Annotated in this window: 25 protein-coding genes; 6 read left to right on the top strand and 19 right to left on the bottom strand. The window is 33.8% G+C overall.

All coding sequences use genetic code 11. The annotated features are described in order from the left end of the window. Nucleotide 1 precedes the first annotated feature (1 nt). The 4 genes from DKT72_RS02385 (at nt 2) to DKT72_RS02370 (ending at nt 3,099) form a co-directional block, all read left to right on the top strand. Nucleotides 2–454 (top strand): DUF2383 domain-containing protein, encoded by a 453-nt coding sequence (locus DKT72_RS02385; protein WP_111307130.1) that lies wholly within the window; start codon nt 2–4, stop codon nt 452–454. 410 nt (nt 455–864) lie between these two features. Further along, complete coding sequence (locus DKT72_RS02380; RefSeq protein WP_111307129.1) at nt 865–1,482, top strand: YqaA family protein; 618 nt, start codon at nt 865–867, stop codon at nt 1,480–1,482. 65 nt (nt 1,483–1,547) lie between these two features. Next, nucleotides 1,548–1,844, top strand: coding sequence for a DUF3817 domain-containing protein (locus tag DKT72_RS02375; protein WP_111307128.1), 297 nt, complete (start codon nt 1,548–1,550; stop codon nt 1,842–1,844). Beyond that, nucleotides 1,837–3,099 carry a mechanosensitive ion channel family protein gene (locus DKT72_RS02370; RefSeq protein WP_111307127.1) on the top strand — a complete coding sequence of 421 codons (1,263 nt, stop codon included), beginning with the start codon at nt 1,837–1,839 and terminating at the stop codon, nt 3,097–3,099. Before DKT72_RS02375 ends, DKT72_RS02370 begins: the two co-directional genes overlap by 8 nt. A 193-nt stretch (nt 3,100–3,292) precedes the next feature. Here DKT72_RS02370 and leuB read toward each other — a convergent pair whose 3' ends face one another. From leuB to DKT72_RS02345, 5 genes are all read right to left on the bottom strand, one after another. Beyond that, nucleotides 3,293–4,351, bottom strand: coding sequence for a 3-isopropylmalate dehydrogenase (leuB, locus tag DKT72_RS02365; protein ID WP_111307126.1), 1,059 nt, complete (start codon nt 4,349–4,351; stop codon nt 3,293–3,295). A gap of 12 nt (nt 4,352–4,363) precedes the next feature. Next, nucleotides 4,364–5,887: a hydroxymethylglutaryl-CoA lyase-like TIM-barrel protein gene (locus tag DKT72_RS02360; RefSeq protein ID WP_111307125.1), complete on the bottom strand. Its 1,524-nt coding sequence runs from the start codon at nt 5,885–5,887 to the stop codon at nt 4,364–4,366. Beyond that, entirely contained in the window at nt 5,888–6,484 is a 597-nt protein-coding gene (leuD, locus tag DKT72_RS02355; RefSeq protein WP_111307124.1) for a 3-isopropylmalate dehydratase small subunit, read from the bottom strand. Nucleotides 6,485–6,531: 47 nt separating this feature from the next. Beyond that, nucleotides 6,532–7,926, bottom strand: coding sequence for a 3-isopropylmalate dehydratase large subunit (gene leuC, locus DKT72_RS02350; protein WP_111307123.1), 1,395 nt, complete (start codon nt 7,924–7,926; stop codon nt 6,532–6,534). Nucleotides 7,927–8,240: 314 nt separating this feature from the next. Then, nucleotides 8,241–9,128, bottom strand: coding sequence for a DUF72 domain-containing protein (locus DKT72_RS02345; RefSeq protein ID WP_111307122.1), 888 nt, complete (start codon nt 9,126–9,128; stop codon nt 8,241–8,243). Nucleotides 9,129–9,256: 128 nt separating this feature from the next. On the opposite strand from DKT72_RS02345, the gene DKT72_RS02340 reads away from it, so the two are divergent. Both DKT72_RS02340 and DKT72_RS02335 read left to right on the top strand, forming a co-directional pair. After that, nucleotides 9,257–9,673, top strand: a complete 417-nt coding sequence (locus tag DKT72_RS02340; protein WP_111307121.1) for a glyoxalase — start codon at nt 9,257–9,259, stop codon at nt 9,671–9,673. A gap of 6 nt (nt 9,674–9,679) precedes the next feature. Next, nucleotides 9,680–10,126 carry a hypothetical protein gene (locus DKT72_RS02335; protein ID WP_111307120.1) on the top strand — a complete coding sequence of 149 codons (447 nt, stop codon included), beginning with the start codon at nt 9,680–9,682 and terminating at the stop codon, nt 10,124–10,126. Here the strand turns inward: DKT72_RS02335 and DKT72_RS02330 are convergent. The 14 genes from DKT72_RS02330 to hisG all read right to left on the bottom strand — a co-directional run bounded on the left by DKT72_RS02330 (nt 10,119) and on the right by hisG (nt 21,661). Then, nucleotides 10,119–10,796, bottom strand: a complete 678-nt coding sequence (locus DKT72_RS02330; protein ID WP_111307119.1) for a DUF2461 domain-containing protein — start codon at nt 10,794–10,796, stop codon at nt 10,119–10,121. The two genes, DKT72_RS02335 and DKT72_RS02330, sit on opposite strands and share 8 nt — an antisense overlap. 83 nt (nt 10,797–10,879) lie before the next feature. After that, nucleotides 10,880–11,428 (bottom strand): hypothetical protein, encoded by a 549-nt coding sequence (locus DKT72_RS02325; RefSeq protein WP_111307118.1) that lies wholly within the window; start codon nt 11,426–11,428, stop codon nt 10,880–10,882. A 122-nt stretch (nt 11,429–11,550) separates the two neighbouring features. Continuing rightward, a complete protein-coding gene (locus DKT72_RS02320; RefSeq protein ID WP_111307117.1) occupies nt 11,551–12,327 on the bottom strand; it encodes a tRNA pseudouridine synthase A in 777 nt (258 codons plus the stop codon). Nucleotides 12,328–12,356: 29 nt separating this feature from the next. Further along, complete coding sequence (locus tag DKT72_RS02315; protein ID WP_111307116.1) at nt 12,357–13,319, bottom strand: DUF6807 domain-containing protein; 963 nt, start codon at nt 13,317–13,319, stop codon at nt 12,357–12,359. A 16-nt stretch (nt 13,320–13,335) separates the two neighbouring features. Beyond that, nucleotides 13,336–13,929, bottom strand: coding sequence for a bifunctional phosphoribosyl-AMP cyclohydrolase/phosphoribosyl-ATP diphosphatase HisIE (gene hisIE / locus DKT72_RS02310; RefSeq protein WP_111307115.1), 594 nt, complete (start codon nt 13,927–13,929; stop codon nt 13,336–13,338). 104 nt (nt 13,930–14,033) lie between these two features. Then, on the bottom strand, nt 14,034–14,789 hold the full coding sequence (gene hisF, locus DKT72_RS02305; RefSeq protein ID WP_111307114.1) for an imidazole glycerol phosphate synthase subunit HisF: 756 nt from the start codon (nt 14,787–14,789) through the stop codon (nt 14,034–14,036). 71 nt (nt 14,790–14,860) lie between these two features. Next, nucleotides 14,861–15,595, bottom strand: a complete 735-nt coding sequence (gene hisA, locus DKT72_RS02300) for a 1-(5-phosphoribosyl)-5-[(5-phosphoribosylamino)methylideneamino]imidazole-4-carboxamide isomerase (RefSeq protein WP_111307113.1) — start codon at nt 15,593–15,595, stop codon at nt 14,861–14,863. A gap of 46 nt (nt 15,596–15,641) precedes the next feature. Then, nucleotides 15,642–16,010, bottom strand: a complete 369-nt coding sequence (locus DKT72_RS02295) for a four helix bundle protein (RefSeq protein ID WP_111307112.1) — start codon at nt 16,008–16,010, stop codon at nt 15,642–15,644. Nucleotides 16,011–16,024: 14 nt separating this feature from the next. Beyond that, entirely contained in the window at nt 16,025–16,618 is a 594-nt protein-coding gene (hisH, locus tag DKT72_RS02290; protein WP_111307111.1) for an imidazole glycerol phosphate synthase subunit HisH, read from the bottom strand. A 67-nt stretch (nt 16,619–16,685) separates the two neighbouring features. Next, nucleotides 16,686–17,819 (bottom strand): bifunctional histidinol-phosphatase/imidazoleglycerol-phosphate dehydratase HisB, encoded by a 1,134-nt coding sequence (hisB, locus tag DKT72_RS02285; RefSeq protein ID WP_111307110.1) that lies wholly within the window; start codon nt 17,817–17,819, stop codon nt 16,686–16,688. Nucleotides 17,820–17,957: 138 nt separating this feature from the next. Next, complete coding sequence (gene hisC / locus DKT72_RS02280; RefSeq protein ID WP_111307109.1) at nt 17,958–19,010, bottom strand: histidinol-phosphate transaminase; 1,053 nt, start codon at nt 19,008–19,010, stop codon at nt 17,958–17,960. A gap of 53 nt (nt 19,011–19,063) precedes the next feature. After that, the gene (gene hisD, locus DKT72_RS02275) at nt 19,064–20,347 is read right to left on the bottom strand and encodes a histidinol dehydrogenase (protein ID WP_111307108.1); all 1,284 of its coding nucleotides are present in this window, start codon (nt 20,345–20,347) and stop codon (nt 19,064–19,066) included. Between the two features lie 11 nt (nt 20,348–20,358). Continuing rightward, the gene (locus tag DKT72_RS02270) at nt 20,359–20,751 is read right to left on the bottom strand and encodes a GNAT family N-acetyltransferase (protein ID WP_235841583.1); all 393 of its coding nucleotides are present in this window, start codon (nt 20,749–20,751) and stop codon (nt 20,359–20,361) included. 52 nt (nt 20,752–20,803) lie between these two features. Next, nucleotides 20,804–21,661, bottom strand: a complete 858-nt coding sequence (gene hisG / locus DKT72_RS02265) for an ATP phosphoribosyltransferase (RefSeq protein WP_111307324.1) — start codon at nt 21,659–21,661, stop codon at nt 20,804–20,806. Between the last annotated feature and the right edge of the window lie 224 nt (nt 21,662–21,885).

Genomic DNA, 21,885 nt, shown 5'->3' with positions numbered 1-21,885 from the left:
TATGAGTATTACAAAAGAAAAACTATATAGTTTAGTTAAGGATATCTATGAAAGAAATGTGGATGCTCATAAAGGATTCTTGAAAGCAGCAGAGATGGCTAAACAAAAGGATATTAAATTATTTTTTACACAAAAAGCGCATCATAGAGGTTTGTTTAATGATAGATTACTATCCGAGTTAAAGACCGCCTTCAATGTCCCCAAGATGGAAGGCACTTTAACAGAAACCATTCAAACCCCAGCCTGGATAGATCCCAACATGTTTTTAGATGCTAGTGAAGAAGCCATGCTACAAGAATCACTGAGGGGTGATACCGCGGCATTGAAAGATTACGACAATCTATTAAAGCATCCCAACCTGCCTTCCAACATCAGATTTATCATAAAAGAACAGGTTACCGTTATTAAATTAGATAGACTTAAAATGGACCAACTAATTAGTTTTTTCAAATAATCCAATAGGCATAATATCCATATTGTTGTGCCATTTCATTTCTAAAATCCAATGCATTGTCAGTTCGATAACTAGTTTTTGATAGAAAAGTGTATCAAGACCCATTAAATTCTTCATACTATTTCCTCATTTTCAATGCTAAAATCCTTTCGAACTGACAAATTTTATTCAAAATACATAATTATGGCCTCAAAATATTATTACATACCATATTTTACGACATTTTTTATATATTAGTACCAACTAAACCAACCCACTAAACTTTATTTGATATTAAGGCTCGAAAATTCATGTTTCGAGCCTTTTTATTTTACAAAAGCCCATATTAAATGTTTGTTAATTACAGTTTCTAATATTTAAAGCCTCTTAGTAAATACTATCTTTGCAGCTTAAAACGTTTGCTATCATTAATGAAGTCAAAAACAAAAACCAATACAGGAAAATCACGTTCAAAACTACTACACCAGTATTATCAATACACTGGTTTTTACTCTTTTGTGTGGAAAAGTGTTTTAAAAGCATTACCCTACATTATTGTTTTAGTAGCTGGTGTATTTGTTTTCAATCATTATTACAACATTAATACCCTATTGGTACGTATGACCGATACCCTACCAGCTTGGGGTGTTTTAAGCGTATTTTTTATTTCCGAAACCATTTTAGGTTTAGTCCCTCCAGAAATTTTTATTGCCTGGTCTGCAAAAATGGATATGCCTTGGGTGTTTCTTGGCATTTTAGGAAGCCTATCATATGTTGGAGGACTTTTATCCTATTGGATTGGGATAGCCATTACAAACATACCAGTAGTACATAATTACCTAGAAGTCAAAATGGCCAAACAGCTAAAAAACTCCAAAAAATGGGGCGGCTTTTTAATTGTTGTAGGGGCTTTGCTTCCTTTACCATTTTCAATATCCTGTATGGCAGCAGGCCTTATTAAATTCCCCTTCAAAAATGTCATGCTGTTTGGATCTTTGCGCTTAGTGCGTTTTCTAATATACGGACTGATCCTGTTCCATGTATTTTAAAAATTTATAAGATAAAACCGTTAAATAATCTAGATACCCTATTTTTGTAAATTAAAATAAAATGTATGTTTTCACTACTAAATATCTTTCGTGCCATTGCCTTTTTAGAAGGAATATCCTATATATTATTGCTGTTTATTGCCACGCCCATTAAGTATTTTGCCGAGGATCCACAATATGTAAAACTACTAGGCATGCCTCACGGTTTGTTGTTTATCACTTATATCGTTTTAGCCATCATGCTTAAAAGCGAATTAAAGTGGAACACAAAACAATTTACGACCATTTTATTGGCTGCCATCATTCCTTTTGGAACATTTTATATTGATAAAACATATTTAAAAACCCAAAGCAATGGATAGTATAAATCACCTAGTTTACAAATACTTAAAAGAACTAGGGGCAACAGATACTTTAGCAATTAATTTAAATGCATTCGTGCTGGTCTTAGCGCTTTTACTCCTAGTTTTTATTGTAGATTTTATAATTAAAAGGCTTTTAATTACAACATTTAGCCAATTTGCAAAACGAACTAAAACCAATTTTGATGATTTATTAATCACCAACAGAGTACCTACAAATGTAGCCCATATAGTACCATTATTAATTGCCTTAGAATTCATACCACTGGTATTTGTTGACTTCCCTGCCTTTGAAAACTTTTTTGAACGAGGCTTAAAAGTCTTTGCCATTGTCTTAGCATTATGGATCGTTAGAAGCGTCCTACATACCCTAAAAGATTATTTTAAAACCCTACCCAATTTAAGGGACAAACCCATAGATAGCTATATACAAGTATTTATGATCTTTATTTGGGTCATTGGACTATTTTCAGCGATTGCCATCATTACCCGCATTCCTTTTTTAAATTTTGTAACGGGCTTAGGAGCAGCTTCGGCAGTCATCATTTTAATATTTAAGGACACTATTCTCGGTTTTGTAGCCAGTATTCAAGTCTCTATAAACGATATGGTACGCATTGGCGATTGGGTAACCTTTGAAAAATATGGTGCCGATGGCGATGTGATTGAAATTAACCTAGCTACTGTTAAAGTCCAAAATTTCGATAAAACCATTACCACCATCCCTACCTATGCCCTGATTTCAGATTCGTTTAAAAACTGGCGAGGCATGACGAATTCTGACGGCAGACGGATTAAGCGCGCTTTGTTTATTAAACAGGAATGCATTAAATATTTAACCCAAGACGACGTGAATCAATTAGCAAAGATTCAACTTATCACCTCTTATTTGGAAACCAGACAAAGCGATATAAAAAAATACAATACAGAAAACAATGTTGATAAAGGTCTCCTGTTAAATGGCAGAAACCTGACCAATATTGGTGTTTTTAGAAAATATATTGATGTGTACTTGAAAAATCATTCCGCCATCAATAAAGACATGATGATTATGGCGAGACAATTAGCGCCAACATCCCAAGGGATTCCTATGGAAATCTATGCTTTCAGCAGTGACAAACGTTGGGAAAATTACGAATACATCATGTCTGATATTTTTGATCATTTATTAGCAGCCCTTCCCTATTTTGGACTAGAGGTTTTTGAACTCCCTAGTGGCACGAGTTTTAAACAAACACCTACGCGACGAGATTAATTTATGAGGTGAAGCAATCTCATTATTTAGCTGAAGGTATAACTTTGTCATTCCGCACGGGATGCGGAATCCATTCTTTACTGAGATTCCTGCCTTCGCAGGAAATTAAAAATTAGACGAAGTCAGTGATGACAATAAAACAAAAAGGTGAACCATATCTGATTCACCTTTTTGTTTATATAAAGTATACTTGTTAGATATTAGCAGCTAACCAGTCCCCCACTTCTTTGGTTCCATAAGCTTTCCCGCCATCCGCTAAATCTTCAGTCACCATACCTTCAGCTAAGGCTTTGTTTACAGCATCCCTTATAGCTTTACCTTCTTCCTGTAAATTAAACGCCATTTCAAACATCATAGCAGCCGATAAAACAGTCGCCATAGGATTGGCAATATTCAATCCCGTAGCTTGAGGATATGACCCGTGAATAGGCTCAAACAATTGGTTATCCGTTCCCACAGAAGCCGACGGCATTAACCCCATAGACCCCGAAATCACAGAGGCTTCATCTGTTAAAATATCTCCAAATAAGTTTTCAGTAATCAAAACATCATAACTATTAGGCCATTGGACCAAACGCATGGCTACAGCATCAACAAACTCATAACTTACTTTTACTTCAGGATAATCTTTTTCCATGGCTTGAACCGTTTCTCTCCATAAACGAGAGGTTTCCAAAACATTGGCTTTATCGACACAACACAATTTTTTAGAACGTGTCATCGCTAATTCAAAACCTTTTTTAGCTAAACGCTCCACTTCTTCCCTGGTATAAACACAATTATCGAAAGCGGTTTCACCTCCATCTCTTCTACCCTTTTCACCAAAGTAAATACCACCGGTTAATTCACGTAAAATCACTAAATCAGTGCCTTCAATACGCTCTCTTTTTAATGGTGATTTATCAATCAATGATGGAAATGTAAATGTTGGACGGATATTTGCAAACAACCCTAAAGCTTTACGCATTTTAAGCAACCCTTGTTCTGGACGCACTTGGGCTGAAGGATCATTATCATATTTTGGATGACCTATAGCACCAAACAATACAGCATCCGCATTTTTACAAATATCGTGTGTGGTATCTGGATAAGGTTCACCAACAGCGTCAATAGCTGCTGCGCCTGTTAAAGCTGGAATCCAAGTAATATCGTGTCCGAATTTTTTAGCAACAGCATCACTTACTTTTACCGCTTGATCTATAACTTCTGGTCCTATACCGTCTCCGGCTAAAAGAGCAATATTTAATTTCATGTATGTATTTTCTTAATTAGTAATAATGTTTAACATTTTCTCTGTGGCTTTAATAGCAGAAACCGTTTGATCGGAGTCCAAGCCACGTGTTTTGAACTCTTTCACCGAGTTTTTCCAAGTAATAATAGTTTCACACAATGCATCAGAGTGACTACCTGGCGGGATTCTCACGGCATAATCTATAAGTTCCGGCAAGTCCTTTTTCTTGGCTTTATAGATGCCACGAAGCGCATTCATAAACGCATCAAATTGACCATCTCCCTGTGCATTTTCTTCGTATGTTTTCCCTTTAATAGTAATGGAAATGGTTGTAGATGGTTTTAGTCCTTTAGCATGTGTTAACACATAAGAATTCACCTTTACATTTTCCAGATATAAATGACTATCCAAGATATCAGAAATGATATAAGGCAAGTCTTCTTTGGTTACTACTTCCTTTTTATCACCTAACTCGATAATACGCTGCGTTACTTTTTTTAAATCTTCGTCATTAAGTTGTAACCCTAATTCCTGTAAGTTCTTTTGGATGTTGGCCTTACCAGAGGCTTTTCCTAAAGCATATTGTCTGGTTCTTCCAAAACGTTCAGGCAACAAATTACTAAAATACAGGTTCTTTTTATTGTCGCCATCTGCATGAATACCAGCTGTTTGTGTAAATACATTGGCACCAATAACTGGTTTATTGGCAGGAATCATGATTCCTGAAAACGTTTCCACCAACTTGCTGACTGTGAATAATACTTTTTCATTTACACCAACTTTTAAGTTCGGCAGAAAATCGTTAATCACCGCAATGGTACTTCCCATAGGTGCATTTCCAGCACGCTCCCCCATCCCATTTATAGTTAAATGTAAGCCGTCTGCGCCAGCTTTTAATGCTTCAACAACATTGGCAACCCCTAAATCGTAATCATTATGCGCATGAAAATCGAAATGTAAATGCGGATATGTTGTTTTAATTTCTGAAACAAATTGATACGATTCCCACGGCGTTAAAATACCTAAGGTATCGGGAAGCATAATACGCTCTACAGGTTGTGTAGCAATAAATTCTAAATACTCCAAAACATAGTCTTTAGAATTACGCATACCATTACTCCAATCTTCTAAATAGACATTTGTTTTAATCCCTTTCTGAGACGCTAACAAAATAGATTCTGAAATCTCTTTAAAATGCTGACTAGGAGTCTTTTTAAGCTGATGGGTTAAATGATTTAATGAACCTTTAGTTAGTAAATTTTGAACCTTTGCTCCTGCTTCAATCATCCAGTCAATAGACACGCCATTATCCACAAAAGTCAATACTTCAACTTTATCTAAATAGTAGTTATTACTAGCCCAATTAGTGATGCTTTTTACGGCTTGAAACTCCCCTTCTGATACTCTAGCAGAAGCTATTTCGATACGATCCACTTTTAATTCTTCCAGTAAAAGCTTAGCGATTGTTAATTTTTCAGAAGCAGAAAACGACACACCCGAGGTTTGTTCACCATCGCGTAATGTCGTATCCATTATTTCAATTTTTTTGAAAGTCATTTACAACAATAGTCCATTAGCAAATGATTCAATATCAGATTTCATGCTTTGTAAATAATCGATATCATCAAAACCATTTAGCATATTGTCTTTTTTATAACTATTGATATCAAAAGATTCTTTAGCACCTGTTGATAAAATGGTAATGGTTTGTTCTGGAAGATTAATCTCTATTTCAGTATTAGGATCATCGTAAATAGCATTGAATATTTGTTCTGAAAACTCTGCACTCACTTGTACTGGTAGCACTCCAACATTTAAACAGTTATTTCTAAAAATATCAGCAAAAAAACTAGATACCACGCAACGGAATCCATAATCGTAAACGGCCCAAGCCGCATGCTCTCTTGAAGATCCAGAACCGAAATTCTTGCCTCCAACAAGGATTTTACCGCTATAAATTGGATTGTTTAATATGAAATCTTTTTTTGGAGAACCATCATTATTATATCTCCAGTCGCGGAATAAATTATCACCAAAACCTTCACGCTTTGTTGCTTTTAAGAAACGAGCAGGGATGATTTGATCGGTATCCACATTTTCTAAAGGTAATGGAACCGCTGTACTTGTTAATATATTGAATTTATCGTATGCCATTTTGTTATGTTTTTTGTTTAATCGTTAATTTGTTTATAAATCAATGATTATAATAAATCTCTTGGGTCTGTAACCACACCAGTAACAGCAGCAGCAGCAGCCACTAACGGACTCGCCAATAAAGTTCTTGAACCAGGACCTTGACGACCTTCAAAGTTTCTGTTAGAAGTACTTACCGCATATTTCCCAGCTGGTACTTTATCATCATTCATCGCCAAACAAGCAGAACAACCAGGTTGTCTCAATTCAAACCCCGCTTTGGTAATGATATCCAAAATACCTTCTTCCTTAATTAATGCCTCCACTTCATGAGATCCAGGAACTAACCAAGCAGTTACGTTATCTGCTTTTTTACGTCCTTTAACAATAGAAGCAAATGCTCTAAAGTCTTCAATTCTACCATTGGTGCAACTTCCTAAAAACACATAATCTACAGGCTTACCAATCATGGCATCATCTTCATGATAGCCCATATATTCCAATGATTTTTTATAAGTAGCAACACCACCTTCAACAGCCTCTGCATTTGGAATGTGTTTAGAAATACCCATACCCATACCTGGATTCGTTCCGTAGGTAATCATAGGCTCTATATCGCTAGCATTGAATGTTAATTCTTTATCAAAGGTTGCATCAGCGTCAGTTTTCAACGTTTTCCAATACGCGACTGCTTTATCCCAAGCATCCCCTTTAAGGGATAACGGTTTTCCTTTTAAGTAAGCAAAAGTGGTTTCGTCTGGAGCAATCATACCACCACGAGCACCCATCTCAATTGATAAGTTACAAACCGTCATACGACCTTCCATGGTCATATTTTCAAAAACATCTCCAGCATATTCAACAAAATAGCCGGTAGCACCAGAGGTTGTTAATTGAGAAATAATATATAATGCCACATCTTTAGGAGTCACCCCTTTACTTAGGTTCCCATTCACATTGATGCGCATCTTTTTAGGTTTTGGCTGCATGATACATTGCGTAGACAATACCATTTCCACTTCAGACGTTCCAATACCAAAAGCTATAGCGCCGAAAGCTCCGTGTGTAGATGTATGCGAATCACCGCAAACAATAGTCGCACCAGGAAATGTTATCCCGTTTTCTGGGCCTACAACATGTACAATACCATTTTTTTGATGCCCCAATCCCCAATGGCTAATGCCATATTCGTTAGAGTTATCTTCAAGTGCTTTTAATTGATTGGCTGATAACGGATCTTCAACAGGTAAATGCTGATTTATTGTTGGTGTATTATGATCTGCCGTAGCAAATGTACGCTCTGGATATAAAACGCTTAACCCTCTACTTTTTAGACCTAAAAAGGCTACAGGACTGGTTACTTCATGTATAAAGTGTCTATCAATAAAAAACACATCTGGTCCTCCTTCAATCTTTCTTACAACATGCGAATCCCACACTTTGTCAAACAATGTTTTACTCATATAATATTTTAATTTTAGAATTATAGCCTTAATTAATACTTAAAAAGGTATTATTTCAGCTATTTTGGACAGCAAATTTACGAAAAACTCTATTTTATTGAAGAGTTTTAAAACTATAAGATTCATTTTATTATATTTTTATAAAATAACCAATAGATAGTATTTTTTTTAGATTTAATGCAATAGAATATGATAATCACTTATTAAATTTCAAATCCAAAACAGGTTAATGTATTTAAGTCTATATATAACACCTCCCTGTTTGGTTTTAACAAATGGTTCTGTATTTCACTAAGCTGTAAAATCAGCTGATTCTATAATAATTTTACTTGTGAATCTTCGTTTGGTATTTTTAAAGAATACCCCAATTCTGAATTCAGTTTTTTAATAAAATAAGTTGATAGCAAAGGAGATTCTTTTTCAATATTTTGATGAATAAAAAAGTCTATTTCTTTAATACCTTCCTCTTTCCAAACCTTCAAGCGTTCTATCCAATCATCTAAGCGGTTATAATCACTTTCATGATTAGCACCCACATAACGCACAAAAGCAGTAGCATTGGTTAATCTCATGTGCATAATATCCCTTCTTCCCGCGCTATCAACGATCACATTAGAGATGTTATTAGTTTCCAAAAGGCTATACAAATCATTTGCTACCGATGCATCATTATACCAATTGGTATGTCTAAATTCTACAGCCAAAGCAATATCCTTAGGCCAAGATTCCACGAAATTCACCACTCGATTAAAATCTTTTGGAGAAAAATTATCATGCATTTGTAAAAATATGGTCCCTAATTTTTCTTTTAAGTTTGAGGCATTATATAAATAATTTTCAACAACCTCTTTTACATCTTGCAAGCGTTTCCAATGACTTATTTCTTGATTTAACTTTGGGAAAAATTTAAAACCTTTTGGTGTTTTATCATACCAATTAGCAAATTGTTCTGCAGGGAAAATTCTATAAAATGTGGCATTCAATTCAATGGAATTAAACTGACTTGAATAATAAACTAACTCATCTTTGGTTCCTTTTGGATAAAACCCTTTTAAGTCAGCTTTATTCCATTTGGCACAGCCCACATAGATTTCAGGAATCGTATCATCTTTAAATCTATTTAAAATCCTTTTTGTTTCAAGATGGTCTGGCGGCAATGTAAAGTCTATGTTTTCGGGATTGTCTGTACTTCCAAATTTCATATTATTGGCATATTATAATTAAAATTAAATATAAAAATATTAATTGTTAATAACCTAGTTAACAAGTAATAAGTTCCAGCATTTTTCAAGGTTTATAAATCCATAATTTTATTAAAACTCTTTAAATCATGACCTCAAGACAACTTAGTTTAAATAGTATTCGACCAGAAATTTCTACTGACACCCTTAACGATAACATGAGCAGTGACGAGCGTTTTCAGAATTTAGTGTTACGTCCCATTGCCAAGTTACAAAACGATTTATTGGTTGAAGTTTTTAAAAATTATGTTGAAAAACATAAATGTGTATTTTATGGTTTATCTTTGGAAAAGCGTTTAATTTACATCGAAAACGCCATTAACAAAGACATGAAATTTCGTAATTCCCTAAAAGGCATTATTATAGGTATGTTTACGGTTGAAGAATATTTAATTTATATTCAAAACTCATCTGCCTTAAATAAGCGAATGATGCATCTTGTAAAAGAACGCTTGATCAGCAACATTATTCTTTTTGAGAAACCCGAAGTGCTAAAAGCCGTTTAAACTTTAATGAATACAAAACAAAGACTATTAGAAGTATGTAATGAATACGTTGATAAACGCATTAATGATTACAAAAATGAAATTCAATTAATAAAAGAATCTATTGCCAGCAATGACAAAGGCAACTCTGAAGATGATGATTCAGGTCATGGCAAATTATTGAATGATTTAGAAAAAAATATGGGCTATTTAAATGATGCCCGAAATACGAAAGACTATTTAAAACAAATAAAAACCAATGTAGAAAGCAAAGAAGCTATTATTGGTAGTATTGTAAAAACTAACGTGATGAGTTTTTATATTTCAACTAGCATCGGTAAAATAACTATTGATAACCATGATTATTATGCTATTTCAGTCAATTCCCCCATTGGCCAATTACTGATTAATAAGCCCGTTAACTCTAGTTTCGAGTTTAATAAAAATAAATACGTAATCAACGAGATTATATAATAGACTCCCCATTCAAATCGGTAGTAAGCACATCGCTCATATAATCAAAATATGGGCGAATGGCTTTAAATGACAAGTCGATATCTTTTAAAAAATCAGGGCTTAAGACTTGTTTGTCTGTATATTTTTTCGTGAAAATATACTGCTTCTTTTTTATTAAATCGATGGCTTTGTGGTCTTTATTAAAGCCTTTAGGAGCTGATTTTACTTCATCACCCACAAAATCTCCCCAAATGGCTTTAAACATATTATCACTAATTATGCTACGGATTTCTTGATCGTCCATTTCAAATTCTTTTCGGATTCTCAATAAATCTGCTGGTACTGGCTCCCAAAACCCAGTTGCTATAAAGCTTTCATTATTAGGCTGAATATGAAGATAATAACCACCTCTAAGCTTTGGTTTTGTTCTATGAAAAGAACCTCCAAAATGTGTCTTGTAGGGAGCTTTATTTTTAGAAAAGCGTACATCTCTATAAATCCGGAACATTTTCAAACCATCAATATCATCATGCTTTTTTAAATTTTCCAAAACAGCTTGATATACTTTTTTAATATCAGATTCAATGGCTTTAAATTCAGTTTTATGGTCATTGAACCAATCTCGATTATTATTTTGCTCTAATTTTTTAAAAAAGTCTAAAGCGTCTTGGGATACCGTTGGAGTCATAATTATTAAAATAAATAAGGTTCTAAAATACAAAAAGTCCTGTTAAAAACAGGACTTTTAATACTTTGAATTGTTATTTTAGTTTACTTTCTTAAATACGTTTTAATTTCAACTTGTTTGGTGTCTTTATTATAATATTCGGTTACAAAATTCCCATTTTTGTCGAAATAACCAATACCAGAATGTGAAGTCCCGTCTACAATATAATAACCTTTAATACTAGCAGCCCATGATTTACCAATTTTTTCAGACTGATTGTTATCCATACTATGTGACATTTCAAATCCGTTATCGCTTGGAGAAAACACATAGTTTCCATCGGCCATTTTATAGGATGTTTCTTTAGTTAAAACATCATAAGAGTCACCTCCATCATTATCTATATAAGTCAATTTTTCAACTTTTGTAGCTGTAGGTATGCGCTCTTGATTGGTTTTATTTTTATCATTTTCATTTAGCTCAATGTCATTCGTTTCTCTTGTGACGACTTTAACTTTGTTTTCGGTCGTTTTTTCGTTGTCTTTTATTTTTATAGTTTTTACTTCTACTTCTTCTTTTACTTCTTTTGGTTTTTCTTGTGCAAAAACAGTTCCTGTAAACAGGAATAAACAGATATAAATTACATGTCTCATCTTAAAAGTTTTTAATTATTAATATGAAGTAAAAGTAACCAACTTGTAGACTTGGTATGTTATAGAGTTTTGTGAATTCTTTGTATAATTCTCACATATGCAATATGATAGATTATATGAGATTAATCAAACTCTATATTGTTAAGAATTAAGCCGGAAGCCGGAGCGATGTAATTCATTTTAATACTATTTTCTGGAAGTAAACTGTTTTTAATATCTTCTAGTGATACATTACCCTTTCCTAAATCAATCAAAGTCCCCATCATCAAGCGAATTTGGTTACGCATAAACCCCTTGCCTCTTACTCTTAAAATATAGGATTTTTTTGGAAAGTAATTAGCCGTGTAAATGGTATTCTCGACCAATTCGCATGTTAAAATCTCTCGGTTATAGATACCATTGTCAGTTGCTCTAAAGCAATAGGCTTTAAAGTAATGCTCCCCCTCGAAAAGTTTGGCCCCTTGTTTCATCAGCTCTATATCTAAATTTTCAAGAATGGTAGTCATAATAGGCGCACAAAACGGATGGCATTTTTCCCCATACGTGAATAAATAGATGTATTCCTTGATTTTAGAGTGTTTAATGATATTGAATTTTTTATCGACTTCTTGAATATTTACAGCTCTAATATCTTGTGGTAAATTATGATTGAACAGTTTCAAAAAAACAATTAAATCTTCTATGGGTTCTTCTAAAAATAATTCAAAAGCAGCACATTCCGCAGACACCATGGCATCCGTTCTACCAGAACCCAAACTTTTAAAAGGTTTTCCTTCCAAAATAAAATTTAAAGTTCGGTCAACCATCAGATGTAATGTTTTCACATCAGGTTGCTTTTGCCATCCGTGAAAACGATAGCCTAAATATTGAATGTTTATAAGGTAAAAAAATGATTTCATTGAGATTTATTGTGGCAAATTGCGAACCATTACTTGGTGTAATTATTCCAAAATGCTTCTGCTTGTTGCGGTGAAAATTCACCATCAAAAATAATCAGTCGATATTTTAAAGTATAGGTTTTATTAGGTTCAAACAACCAATCTTTGGTTTTAGTAGGCGAAAAATTAACAAAAACAGAACCTTTGTGTTCTCCAATGGGCCAAACACGAATAGGTTCTGGATGATTATAATTTTGAGAATGGGATAATAGGATAAAACCTCCTGAATCAGTACCTAACTTTCCTTGGCAAAGCATCCACTTAGCCATGGTGTTATCAGCATCTTTTCTGGTCTTTCCTTCAGAAGTTAGTACGGTACTATTAGCATCATTCCAAGCTTCAGTAGCTCTTAAAGACAATCCTTGATAGCGATATGCTAGGATTTTAAACTCTTCTTCTGTAGCGCAACTATAATCAAATTGTAAATCTATAATGTAATAAGCATCCTTTGGATTGTAAACTTTTACAGTTTGTATTTCGTTTAGGGCTACTTTGTTTTTATTGTTTTTTAAAACAACATGTTCATGTAGAACTTGAAACTCGACAAAGTCCTCTGTTGTTTTAACATACTTGAATTCTGCATGGCGAACGGTTGCTTTTTTATCTCCAATATTCCAAAAATCGAGCGTATCACCTTCAAACATGGTTTTTGTCCAAGGATTCCACATACCAAAATGGTGGTAATGGTCTTCTGGATGAATTCTTGTTAGTCTGTGCCCCTTTAACGTATTGATGGGATGGAAAAAACCACTGCGTTTATAAACAGAGTCAACGCCTTTTGGCGGATATAAAACACCATATTGATACCCGAAAAGGGTTTGATTATGATTTTTAACCTCTAACAATCCGTTTTCTTTTGTAACAGATAGCGTTTTTTCTTCTTGTGAAAAAGCTATACATGAAAACAAAAACAATGCAAAAAGCACTAAAATAGATTGTTTGGTTCGTTGCATCAGTTTTGTTTTAGAATTATTTGTGCCTGCCTTTTAATTCTTTTACAATATCACTTAAGGTAAAGCCTTTAGCTTGAAGTAAGATTAAATAGTGAAATAATAAATCTGCGGATTCATATAAAAACAAATCATCCTTAGTATCCATCGCTTCGATAACGGTTTCAACAGCCTCCTCGCCTACTTTTTGAGCGATTTTATTGATGCCTTTTTTGAATAAAGATGCTACATAAGAGGTTTCAGAGTCAGCATTCTCTTTTCTGCTCTTAATAACCTCTTCAAGCTGGGATAAGAATCCATAACTTTCAGAATTTGCTTCTCCCCAACAGGTATCGGTTCCTGTATGACAGGTGGAACCGACTGGATTTACTTGAATCAAAAGTGTGTCATTATCACAGTCATTTTTTATATCCACAAGATTTAAAAAATGACCACTTTCTTCTCCTTTTGTCCATAAACGTTGCTTACTTCTACTAAAAAAGGTAACTTGTTTGGTTTCTATGGTTTTTTTATAAGCGTCTTCATTCATGTAGCCCAGCATCAAAACCCTTTTTGTTTTGACATCTTGAATGATGGCTGGAACTAATCCGTGTGCGTCGTATTTAATAGTCATAATTTATCTTGTCATTGCTAATCGCTTGTTGTGATCTGGCAATCTGTTTAATGTTTAGCTTTAATTTAATGAATCACTTCGTCATTTCTTCCTCGTAATGACGATTACAATCTAACTTCTATATTATTATTTTTTAATGCTCTTTTTAATTCTGGAATGGGAATTTCACCAAAATGAAATACACTGGCTGCTAAAGCAGCATCGGCTTTACCTTCCTTAAAGGTATCAATGAAATGTTGCACATTTCCAGCACCGCCGGAAGCAATGATTGGAATATTCAACTCCCTTGATAATTTAGCCAATGCTTCATTAGCAAAGCCATTTTTTGTTCCATCATGATCCATCGAAGTAAATAAAATTTCCCCGGCACCCCGTTGTTCCACTTCTTTTGCCCATTCAAACAAATCAATATCGGTTGGAATACTTCCGCCTGCTAAATGTACTTTCCAGTTGCCATCAATCTGTTTTGCGTCAATAGCCACCACAATACACTGACTTCCAAATTTATTGGAAAGCTCGTTAACCAATTCGGGGCGTTTCACTGCAGATGAATTGATAGATACTTTATCGGCACCATATTTCAATAAATCATCCACATGTTCAATGGATGAAATACCGCCGCCAACCGTAAACGGAATATTAACTTGCTCCGCCACATGCATCACCATATCCAAAGTCGTAGCACGTCCTTCTAAAGTGGCAGAAATATCTAAAAACACCAATTCGTCTGCACCAATATCCGCATATTGTTTTGCCAATTCAACGGGGTCGCCCGCATCACGCAAATCCACAAAATTAACACCTTTAACAGTACGTCCGTTTTTAATATCTAAACAAGGGATGATTCGTTTTGTTAACATCTTTCAAAGTTAAAAGCTAAAAGTTAAAGTTAAAAGTTGGCTGCTTTTAAAATTTCACTTTTAAACGTTTGTTATACAAATTTTTCTAATTCTTTTAAGCTGATTCTGTTTTCATAAATCGCTTTTCCAATAATAACTCCTTCACAACCTAATGCCTTAAGTTTTGGTAATTCATCAATAATTGAAATCCCGCCTGAAGCAATAAGTTTGACAGATTGTCCAGTACTACTATTTGTACATGCTTCAATAATTTGGCTATACAAATCAAAAGACGGCCCTTCTAGCATACCATCTTTAGCGATATCGGTACAAATAACATATTGAATACCTTTTTTCTGATAGGCTTTAATAAATGGAATCACATCTTCTATACTATCTTCTTGCCAACCACTAATGGCGATTTTACCATTATTACTATCGGCTCCCAAAATGATTTTTTCACTGCCATATTTAGAAATCCAACCTTCAAATGTTTTGGGATCTTTAATAGCAATACTACCACCTGTAATTTGTTTTGCTCCAGAATTAAAAGCGATATGCAAATCTTCGTTGGTTTTTAAACCACCACCAAAATCAATTTTCAAACTGGTTTTTGTTGAAATTTGCTCCAATACTTTAAAATTCACAATGTGCTGTGCTTTGGCACCATCTAAATCTACTAAATGTAAATATTCAATCCCAGAAGCTTCAAACATTTTGGCAACCTCCAATGGATTTTCATTATATATTTTTTTGGTGTCGTAATCGCCCTTTGTTAATCGAACACATTTCCCGTCTATGATGTCTATGGCTGGTATGATTCTCATTTTCAATATTAAATATTAAAAGTTAAAAGTTAGAAGTAACTAACCATCAACCATTTGATTTATGTTTATTATTCTTTTTTGCTGTATTAATAGAAGCTACAGTAATTGCTAATAATTCTTTGCCTTCTTTTTGAAGTTTTAAAATTTCTTCTGAAAATTCAGGCAAAACCTCATTGAAAATTTCCAACCAATAGACACTTTCATCAACCTCTTCCTCAACGATTTTCAGTTTATTAATGAAATCTAAAGTAGATTTGGCTCGCTGTGAAGCTCTATAATTAGCACCAACAGAGCTTGAACAACGAATCAATTGATTTACAAAGGCGTTATATTCTCTTGATTTTGGTACTTTAAAACAAAACTGCCAACAATCTAAAGCAAATTGTTTTGTTCTATATATTAATTCGTTCTTCAAACTACTTCTAATATTTAACTTTTAATATTTAACTTTAGGAAGTTCTCTAATATTTTCTCTCCTGCAAGGCTGCTTTTTTCTGGATGGAATTGCACTCCATAAAAATTATCGTGTTGCAAAGCAGATGCATAATTGATTCCGTAATCTGTTTTAGCGATGGTTTGCGGACAATGTTCTGCATAATAGCTGTGAACCAAATACATGTATTCACCTTCTTTAATTCCAGTAAACAACTCTGATTTTAAATCTTTTATAACATTCCAACCCATTTGTGGAACTTTCACATCGTTTGAAAACCGTTTTACATCTGTATTAAAAATCCCTAAGCCTTTTGTATGACCTTCTTCGGTTGAATTGCAAAGTAATTGCATCCCCAAACAAATCCCTAAAACAGGTTGTTTTAAGGTAGGGATTAAAAGATCCAAGCCACTTTCTTTTAGCATGCTCATAGCTGTACTAGCTTCACCAACTCCAGGAAATATGATTTTATCAGCAGCTAGAATCTCTTCTGCATTGTTGGATAAAATTGCATCAATCCCCAAGCGTTTAAAAGCAAATTGAATACTTTTAATATTTCCAGCACCGTAATTTATTATGACTAATTTCATTTTTTGTTGTTAGTTGTTGGTTATTAGTTGTTGGCAAAACCAACAACCAAAAACTATAAACCATAGACTAAAGCATTCCTTTTGTTGATGGTAAAATCATTTTATCAATATCACGCTTCACCGCCATTTTAAAAGCTTTTGCAAAGGCTTTAAAAATAGCTTCTATTTTGTGGTGCTCATTAGTACCTTCTGCTTTAATATTAAGGTTACATTTAGCACCATCGGTAAACGATTTAAAGAAATGATAAAACATTTCCGTTGGCATTTTTCCAACCATTTCACGTTTAAAATCGGCTTCCCAAACCAACCAGTTTCTACCACCAAAATCAATAGCCGCTTGTGCTAAACAATCGTCCATTGGCAAGCAGAAACCATAACGTTCAATGCCTAATTTATTACCTAACACATTGTGAAACAATTCTCCTAAAGCAATGGCGGTATCTTCAATGGTATGGTGCTCATCTACTTCTAAATCGCCATCCACTTTGATATTTAAATCTATTTGTCCGTGACGCGCAATTTGATCCAACATATGGTCAAAAAAAGCAATGCCCGTATCTATTTTACTTTTTCCAGTCCCATCCAGATTTACTTGAATGGCGATTTTAGTTTCATTGGTGTTTCTTATAATGCCACCAGACCTATCATCAGCTTTTAAAAATCCGTATATTTTACTCCAATCGTTAGTTTCTAAAGCAATATATGTATCTAATTCTTCCCGTTTAACAGTGATTTCATTAGTTCCTAAATGGGTATTATCATTTATAAAAATGCCTTTAGCCCCTAAATTTTTAGCCAATTCTATATCTGTTAGCCTATCCCCTATTACAAAAGAATTTTCTAAATCATAATCCTCAGAAAAATACTTAGTCAATAAACCCGTATTGGGTTTTCTCGTCGGTGCATTATCTTTTGCAAAAGTTCTATCAATAAATTGTTCTTTAAAAACAATGCCTTCATCTTCAAAACATTTTATTATGAAATTATGTACTGGCCAAAAGGTGTTTTCAGGAAAAGAAGATGTCCCCAAACCATCTTGATTGGTAATCATAACAATTTCATAATCCAATTCTTTAGCAATTTTGCTTAAATATTGAAATACTTTAGGGTAAAACTCTAACTTTTCAAAAGCATCAATTTGCTCATCAGAAGTTTCTTTAATTATGGTGCCATCTCTGTCTATGAATAATACTTTTTTCATATAACTTTTGTTATAGGTCCTGAATTTATTTCCAGGACCTTTTTAATTTAATATTAATGTCTCTAATTTCGGATTGGTTTGTTAATATGTAACAATATACTTTTTCATTCATGATAATTCTCCTTCAATAAAAAGTTCCTAATTCTGAATTGATAAAAGGGTTTTTATTAATTTCTTATTCTCTTCTGGAGTTCCAACTGTAAACCTCAAACAGTTTTCGCAACCCACCTGAGTCGTTCTATTTCTAATCACAATCCCTTTTTCCACAAGCTGACTATAGCGCTTATTGGCATCATCTACTTTAGCCAAAATAAAATTGGCATCAGATGGATATATTTTTGAAACGAAAGTAACATTTTTAAGTGCTTCCATCAAAAGGATTCGTTCCTTTAAAATATCCTGGATTTGATTTTTTGCCAGATCTTTGATGCTTAATAATTCCATAGCCTTTTTTTGTGTCAACTCATTGATATTATATGGCGGCTTGATGGTGTTTAAAACTGAAATAATTTCTGCGGAAGCAAAACAAAGACCTAAGCGAATCCCCGCCATGGCATAAGCTTTAGATAGGGTTTGTGTGATAACTAAATTCGGAAACTCATCCAATTTACTCAACCAACTCGCTTCGTTTGAAAAATCGATATAAGCTTCATCAATAACCACTAACCCATTGAAATTTTTAATCAGTTTTTCTATGTTTTCACTTTCAAAACTGTTTGCCGTCGGATTATTGGGCGAACAAATGAATAAGATTTTACTCTTAGTATTTCCTGCCGCTAAAATGTCATCAACTTTTGGTTGAAAGGTTTCATCTAAATCAACTTTAATAATATCGATGGCATTTAAATTTGCCAACACTTCATACATACCGTAGGTAGGCGGTAAAATGATGACATTGTCTTGATTGGGTTCGCAAAAGGCTCTAAAAATCAAATCTAAAACTTCGTCACTACCATTTCCTAAAAGGATGTTTTTTGAAGACACCCCTTTAATCTCAGATAATATAGCTTTCAATTTTCCTTGTTGTGGATCTGGATAACGATTCACGCCATTTTCAAACGGGTTTTCATTGGCATCTAAAAATACCATATCGGCTGGCACACCTTGAAACTCATCTCTTGCAGAGGAATATGGTTTTAATGCCTTTATGGTTGGTCTTATTATATTATTTATGTCAAAATTTATTTTCATAATCATTTATGAACTAAGTTCATGAGATTCCTACCTTTACAGGAATAACAAATTTATTTTAAATCCTTTAATCGTATTGAAACTGCATTTTTATGAGCTTGTAATCCTTCCGCTTCTGCCATCAACTCAATGGCATTTCCAATATTTTTCAATCCTTCTTCTGATATTTTTTGGAAGGTCATGCTCTTTAAAAAACTATCTAAATTGACTCCTGAATACGCTTTAGAAAAGCCGTTGGTTGGCAATGTATGGTTCGTTCCAGAAGCATAATCACCTGCACTCTCTGGAGTAAAATTTCCAATAAAAACAGACCCAGCATTGGCAATACTATTTATATAATAATCTTCATTTTCAGTACAAATAATAAAATGTTCTGGACCATATTCATTTATCATTTCCAAAGCTAATGTATCGTTTTCAACATAAATCAATTTTGAATTTGCAATGGATTTTTCAGCAATCGCTTTACGTGGCAGTAGCTGTAACTGACTTTCAACCTCGTTAGATACAGAATCAATTAGTTTTTTTGATGTCGATACCAAAATAACCTGACTATCTGATCCGTGCTCTGCTTGACTTAATAAATCGGAGGCCACATAAGCAGCATTGGCAGTCTCATCGGCAACTACCAATAATTCACTGGGGCCCGCTGGCATATCGATAGCCACACCGTATTTTGTAGCTAATTGCTTTGCAACGGTGACAAACTGATTTCCTGGTCCGAAAATTTTATACACTTTAGGAATTGTTTCTGTCCCAAATGTTAAACCAGCAATGGCTTGAATACCGCCTACTTTAATGATTTTGGTCACGCCACATAATTGTGCAGCGTATAAAATCTCTGAGGCTATTTTACCTTCTTTATTAGGAGGTGAACATAATACAATCTCTTTACAGCCTGCAATTTGTGCTGGAATTGCCAACATTAAAACCGTTGAAAATAAAGGAGCTGTGCCTCCAGGAATATATAAACCTACTTTTTCAATGGGACGTTTTTCTTGCCAACAGGTCACACCATTTGTAGTTTCTAATTTAATCCCTTTTGTTTTTTGAGCTGAGTGAAAGGCAATAATATTTAACTTTGCTAGGTCAATAGCGTTTTTTAATGCATCAGAAATCAATAGTGCTGCACCTTGAAGTTCTTCAAGAGTTACTATATTTGAATCTAATGTTACCCAATCAAAACGTTCGGTATATTTTTTTATGGCTTCATCTCCTTCATCTCGGACTTCATTGAAAACAGATATTACGGTCGTTTCAATATCATCCACCGTTTGGGTCGGTCTTTTTAATATGTCTCCCCAAGTATTTCTTTCTGGATTGTATATTTTATTCATTTTAAAATTCCTTAAAATTTTTTAATCATATGATATCCTAGTGCATCAAAGCCTTGCGATTCCCAAAACTTTTTCCCTTTAATATTTTTAGCGTAACAATTAACTTCCAATCCTTCACAACCCAGCTGTTTTCCATATTCAGCCAACCAGTTCATCATCAATTCACCAATGCCTTTACTACGATATTCTGGTTTAACATACACATTGTCTGGTTCTATATGTTTGCCTGCATACAACTTATTTAGTACCCAGAAACCAGAAATCCCTATTAATTCCATGTCGCGATAAACACCTATGCATTGATAATTACCCATAGCTAACATATCAGCAAGACGTTTTTTTAAAATTTGGTATTCGAATCTACCCTCATTAAGTAAAATTACTAATGGAAGAATGGTTTCCATTTTTTTGTATGAAATCAATTCTATTTTAAACTCTGAGTTCACTGGACTAGGATTATAAAACCATTTTCTCTATAGGACAAACCAAAATGCCTTGTGCCCCATTTTTTTTCAACTCGTCAATGACATTCCAAAATTCGTTTTTACTTATTACAGAATGTACAGAACTCCAGCCTGCTTCTGCTAATGGTAAAACCGTTGGGCTTTTCATGCCTGGTAGCACGTTTATGATATCTTGAATTTTATCGTTAGGAGCGTTCAAAAGAATATACTTTGATTGCCGTCCTTTTAAAACCGATTGAATTCTGAATTGAATGGTATCTAAAATAGCTTGTTTTTCTTCACTTAAAACTGGAGATACTGCTAAAACCGCTTCCGATTTTAAAATCGTTTCAACCTCTTTTAAATTGTTTTTAAACAAGGTGCTTCCACTAGACACAATATCACAAATAGCATCTGCAAGTCCGATATTTGGGGCAATTTCTACAGAGCCATTAATAATATGCAAATTGGCAGTAATGCCATTCTTATCTAAATAGTTTTGAACGGTATTTGGATAAGACGTTGCAATACGCTTGCCTTCTAAATCTTTAATACTAGTATATTTAGAAGATTTAGGTACGGCAATACATACTTTACATGTTGAAAACCCTAATTTTTCAGCAATGGTGATACCTTCCCCTTTTTCTATCAAAATATTTTCACCTATGATAGCGGCATCAACAACGCCATCTTTAAGATATTGTGGAATATCACCATTTCTTAAATAAAACACTTCTACAGGAAACCCTTTAGCAGATGCTTTTAATTGATCTTTTCCGTTATCGATATAAACACCGATGTCTTTTAAAATGTCCATGGATTCGTCGTGTAAACGACCCGCTTTTTGAACTGCAATTCTTAATTTACTCATTGTCTTGTTTTTATGAGTTTGAAACAATCTAGTTGGCATTAAAATTAAAAAACCCGCTTGATTGTCTCAAACGGGTTTATAAAATATGTTGAATTTATTCAATACATTTTCAGTTCGCTTGAGTGCAAATTTGAAAATGGTGATGATGTAATTGAATAAAAATCATTTTTGTTTTAATTTGAAGCAAATATCTAAAATATATATTTATAATTAAAAGTTTTTGT

Source organism: Confluentibacter sediminis (genome assembly GCF_003258355.1).
In the GTDB taxonomy this organism is placed as follows: Bacteria; Bacteroidota; Bacteroidia; order Flavobacteriales; family Flavobacteriaceae; genus Confluentibacter; species Confluentibacter sediminis.
Note: the sequence above shows the minus strand (reverse complement) of the source record. Positions and strands in the feature narration are given on the sequence as shown.

Coding starts and splice junctions, on each gene's coding strand:
- DKT72_RS02385 (WP_111307130.1), top strand. CDS start 2: ATGAGTATTACAAAAGAAAAACTATATAGTTTAGTTAAGGATATCTAT.
- DKT72_RS02380 (WP_111307129.1), top strand. CDS start 865: ATGAAGTCAAAAACAAAAACCAATACAGGAAAATCACGTTCAAAACTA.
- DKT72_RS02375 (WP_111307128.1), top strand. CDS start 1,548: ATGTTTTCACTACTAAATATCTTTCGTGCCATTGCCTTTTTAGAAGGA.
- DKT72_RS02370 (WP_111307127.1), top strand. CDS start 1,837: ATGGATAGTATAAATCACCTAGTTTACAAATACTTAAAAGAACTAGGG.
- leuB (WP_111307126.1), bottom strand. CDS start 4,351: ATGAAATTAAATATTGCTCTTTTAGCCGGAGACGGTATAGGACCAGAA.
- DKT72_RS02360 (WP_111307125.1), bottom strand. CDS start 5,887: ATGACTTTCAAAAAAATTGAAATAATGGATACGACATTACGCGATGGT.
- leuD (WP_111307124.1), bottom strand. CDS start 6,484: ATGGCATACGATAAATTCAATATATTAACAAGTACAGCGGTTCCATTA.
- leuC (WP_111307123.1), bottom strand. CDS start 7,926: ATGAGTAAAACATTGTTTGACAAAGTGTGGGATTCGCATGTTGTAAGA.
- DKT72_RS02345 (WP_111307122.1), bottom strand. CDS start 9,128: ATGAAATTTGGAAGTACAGACAATCCCGAAAACATAGACTTTACATTG.
- DKT72_RS02340 (WP_111307121.1), top strand. CDS start 9,257: ATGACCTCAAGACAACTTAGTTTAAATAGTATTCGACCAGAAATTTCT.
- DKT72_RS02335 (WP_111307120.1), top strand. CDS start 9,680: ATGAATACAAAACAAAGACTATTAGAAGTATGTAATGAATACGTTGAT.
- DKT72_RS02330 (WP_111307119.1), bottom strand. CDS start 10,796: ATGACTCCAACGGTATCCCAAGACGCTTTAGACTTTTTTAAAAAATTA.
- DKT72_RS02325 (WP_111307118.1), bottom strand. CDS start 11,428: ATGAGACATGTAATTTATATCTGTTTATTCCTGTTTACAGGAACTGTT.
- DKT72_RS02320 (WP_111307117.1), bottom strand. CDS start 12,327: ATGAAATCATTTTTTTACCTTATAAACATTCAATATTTAGGCTATCGT.
- DKT72_RS02315 (WP_111307116.1), bottom strand. CDS start 13,319: ATGCAACGAACCAAACAATCTATTTTAGTGCTTTTTGCATTGTTTTTG.
- hisIE (WP_111307115.1), bottom strand. CDS start 13,929: ATGACTATTAAATACGACGCACACGGATTAGTTCCAGCCATCATTCAA.
- hisF (WP_111307114.1), bottom strand. CDS start 14,789: ATGTTAACAAAACGAATCATCCCTTGTTTAGATATTAAAAACGGACGT.
- hisA (WP_111307113.1), bottom strand. CDS start 15,595: ATGAGAATCATACCAGCCATAGACATCATAGACGGGAAATGTGTTCGA.
- hisH (WP_111307111.1), bottom strand. CDS start 16,618: ATGAAATTAGTCATAATAAATTACGGTGCTGGAAATATTAAAAGTATT.
- hisB (WP_111307110.1), bottom strand. CDS start 17,819: ATGAAAAAAGTATTATTCATAGACAGAGATGGCACCATAATTAAAGAA.
- hisC (WP_111307109.1), bottom strand. CDS start 19,010: ATGAAAATAAATTTTGACATAAATAATATAATAAGACCAACCATAAAG.
- hisD (WP_111307108.1), bottom strand. CDS start 20,347: ATGAATAAAATATACAATCCAGAAAGAAATACTTGGGGAGACATATTA.
- DKT72_RS02270 (WP_235841583.1), bottom strand. CDS start 20,751: ATGGAAACCATTCTTCCATTAGTAATTTTACTTAATGAGGGTAGATTC.
- hisG (WP_111307324.1), bottom strand. CDS start 21,661: ATGAGTAAATTAAGAATTGCAGTTCAAAAAGCGGGTCGTTTACACGAC.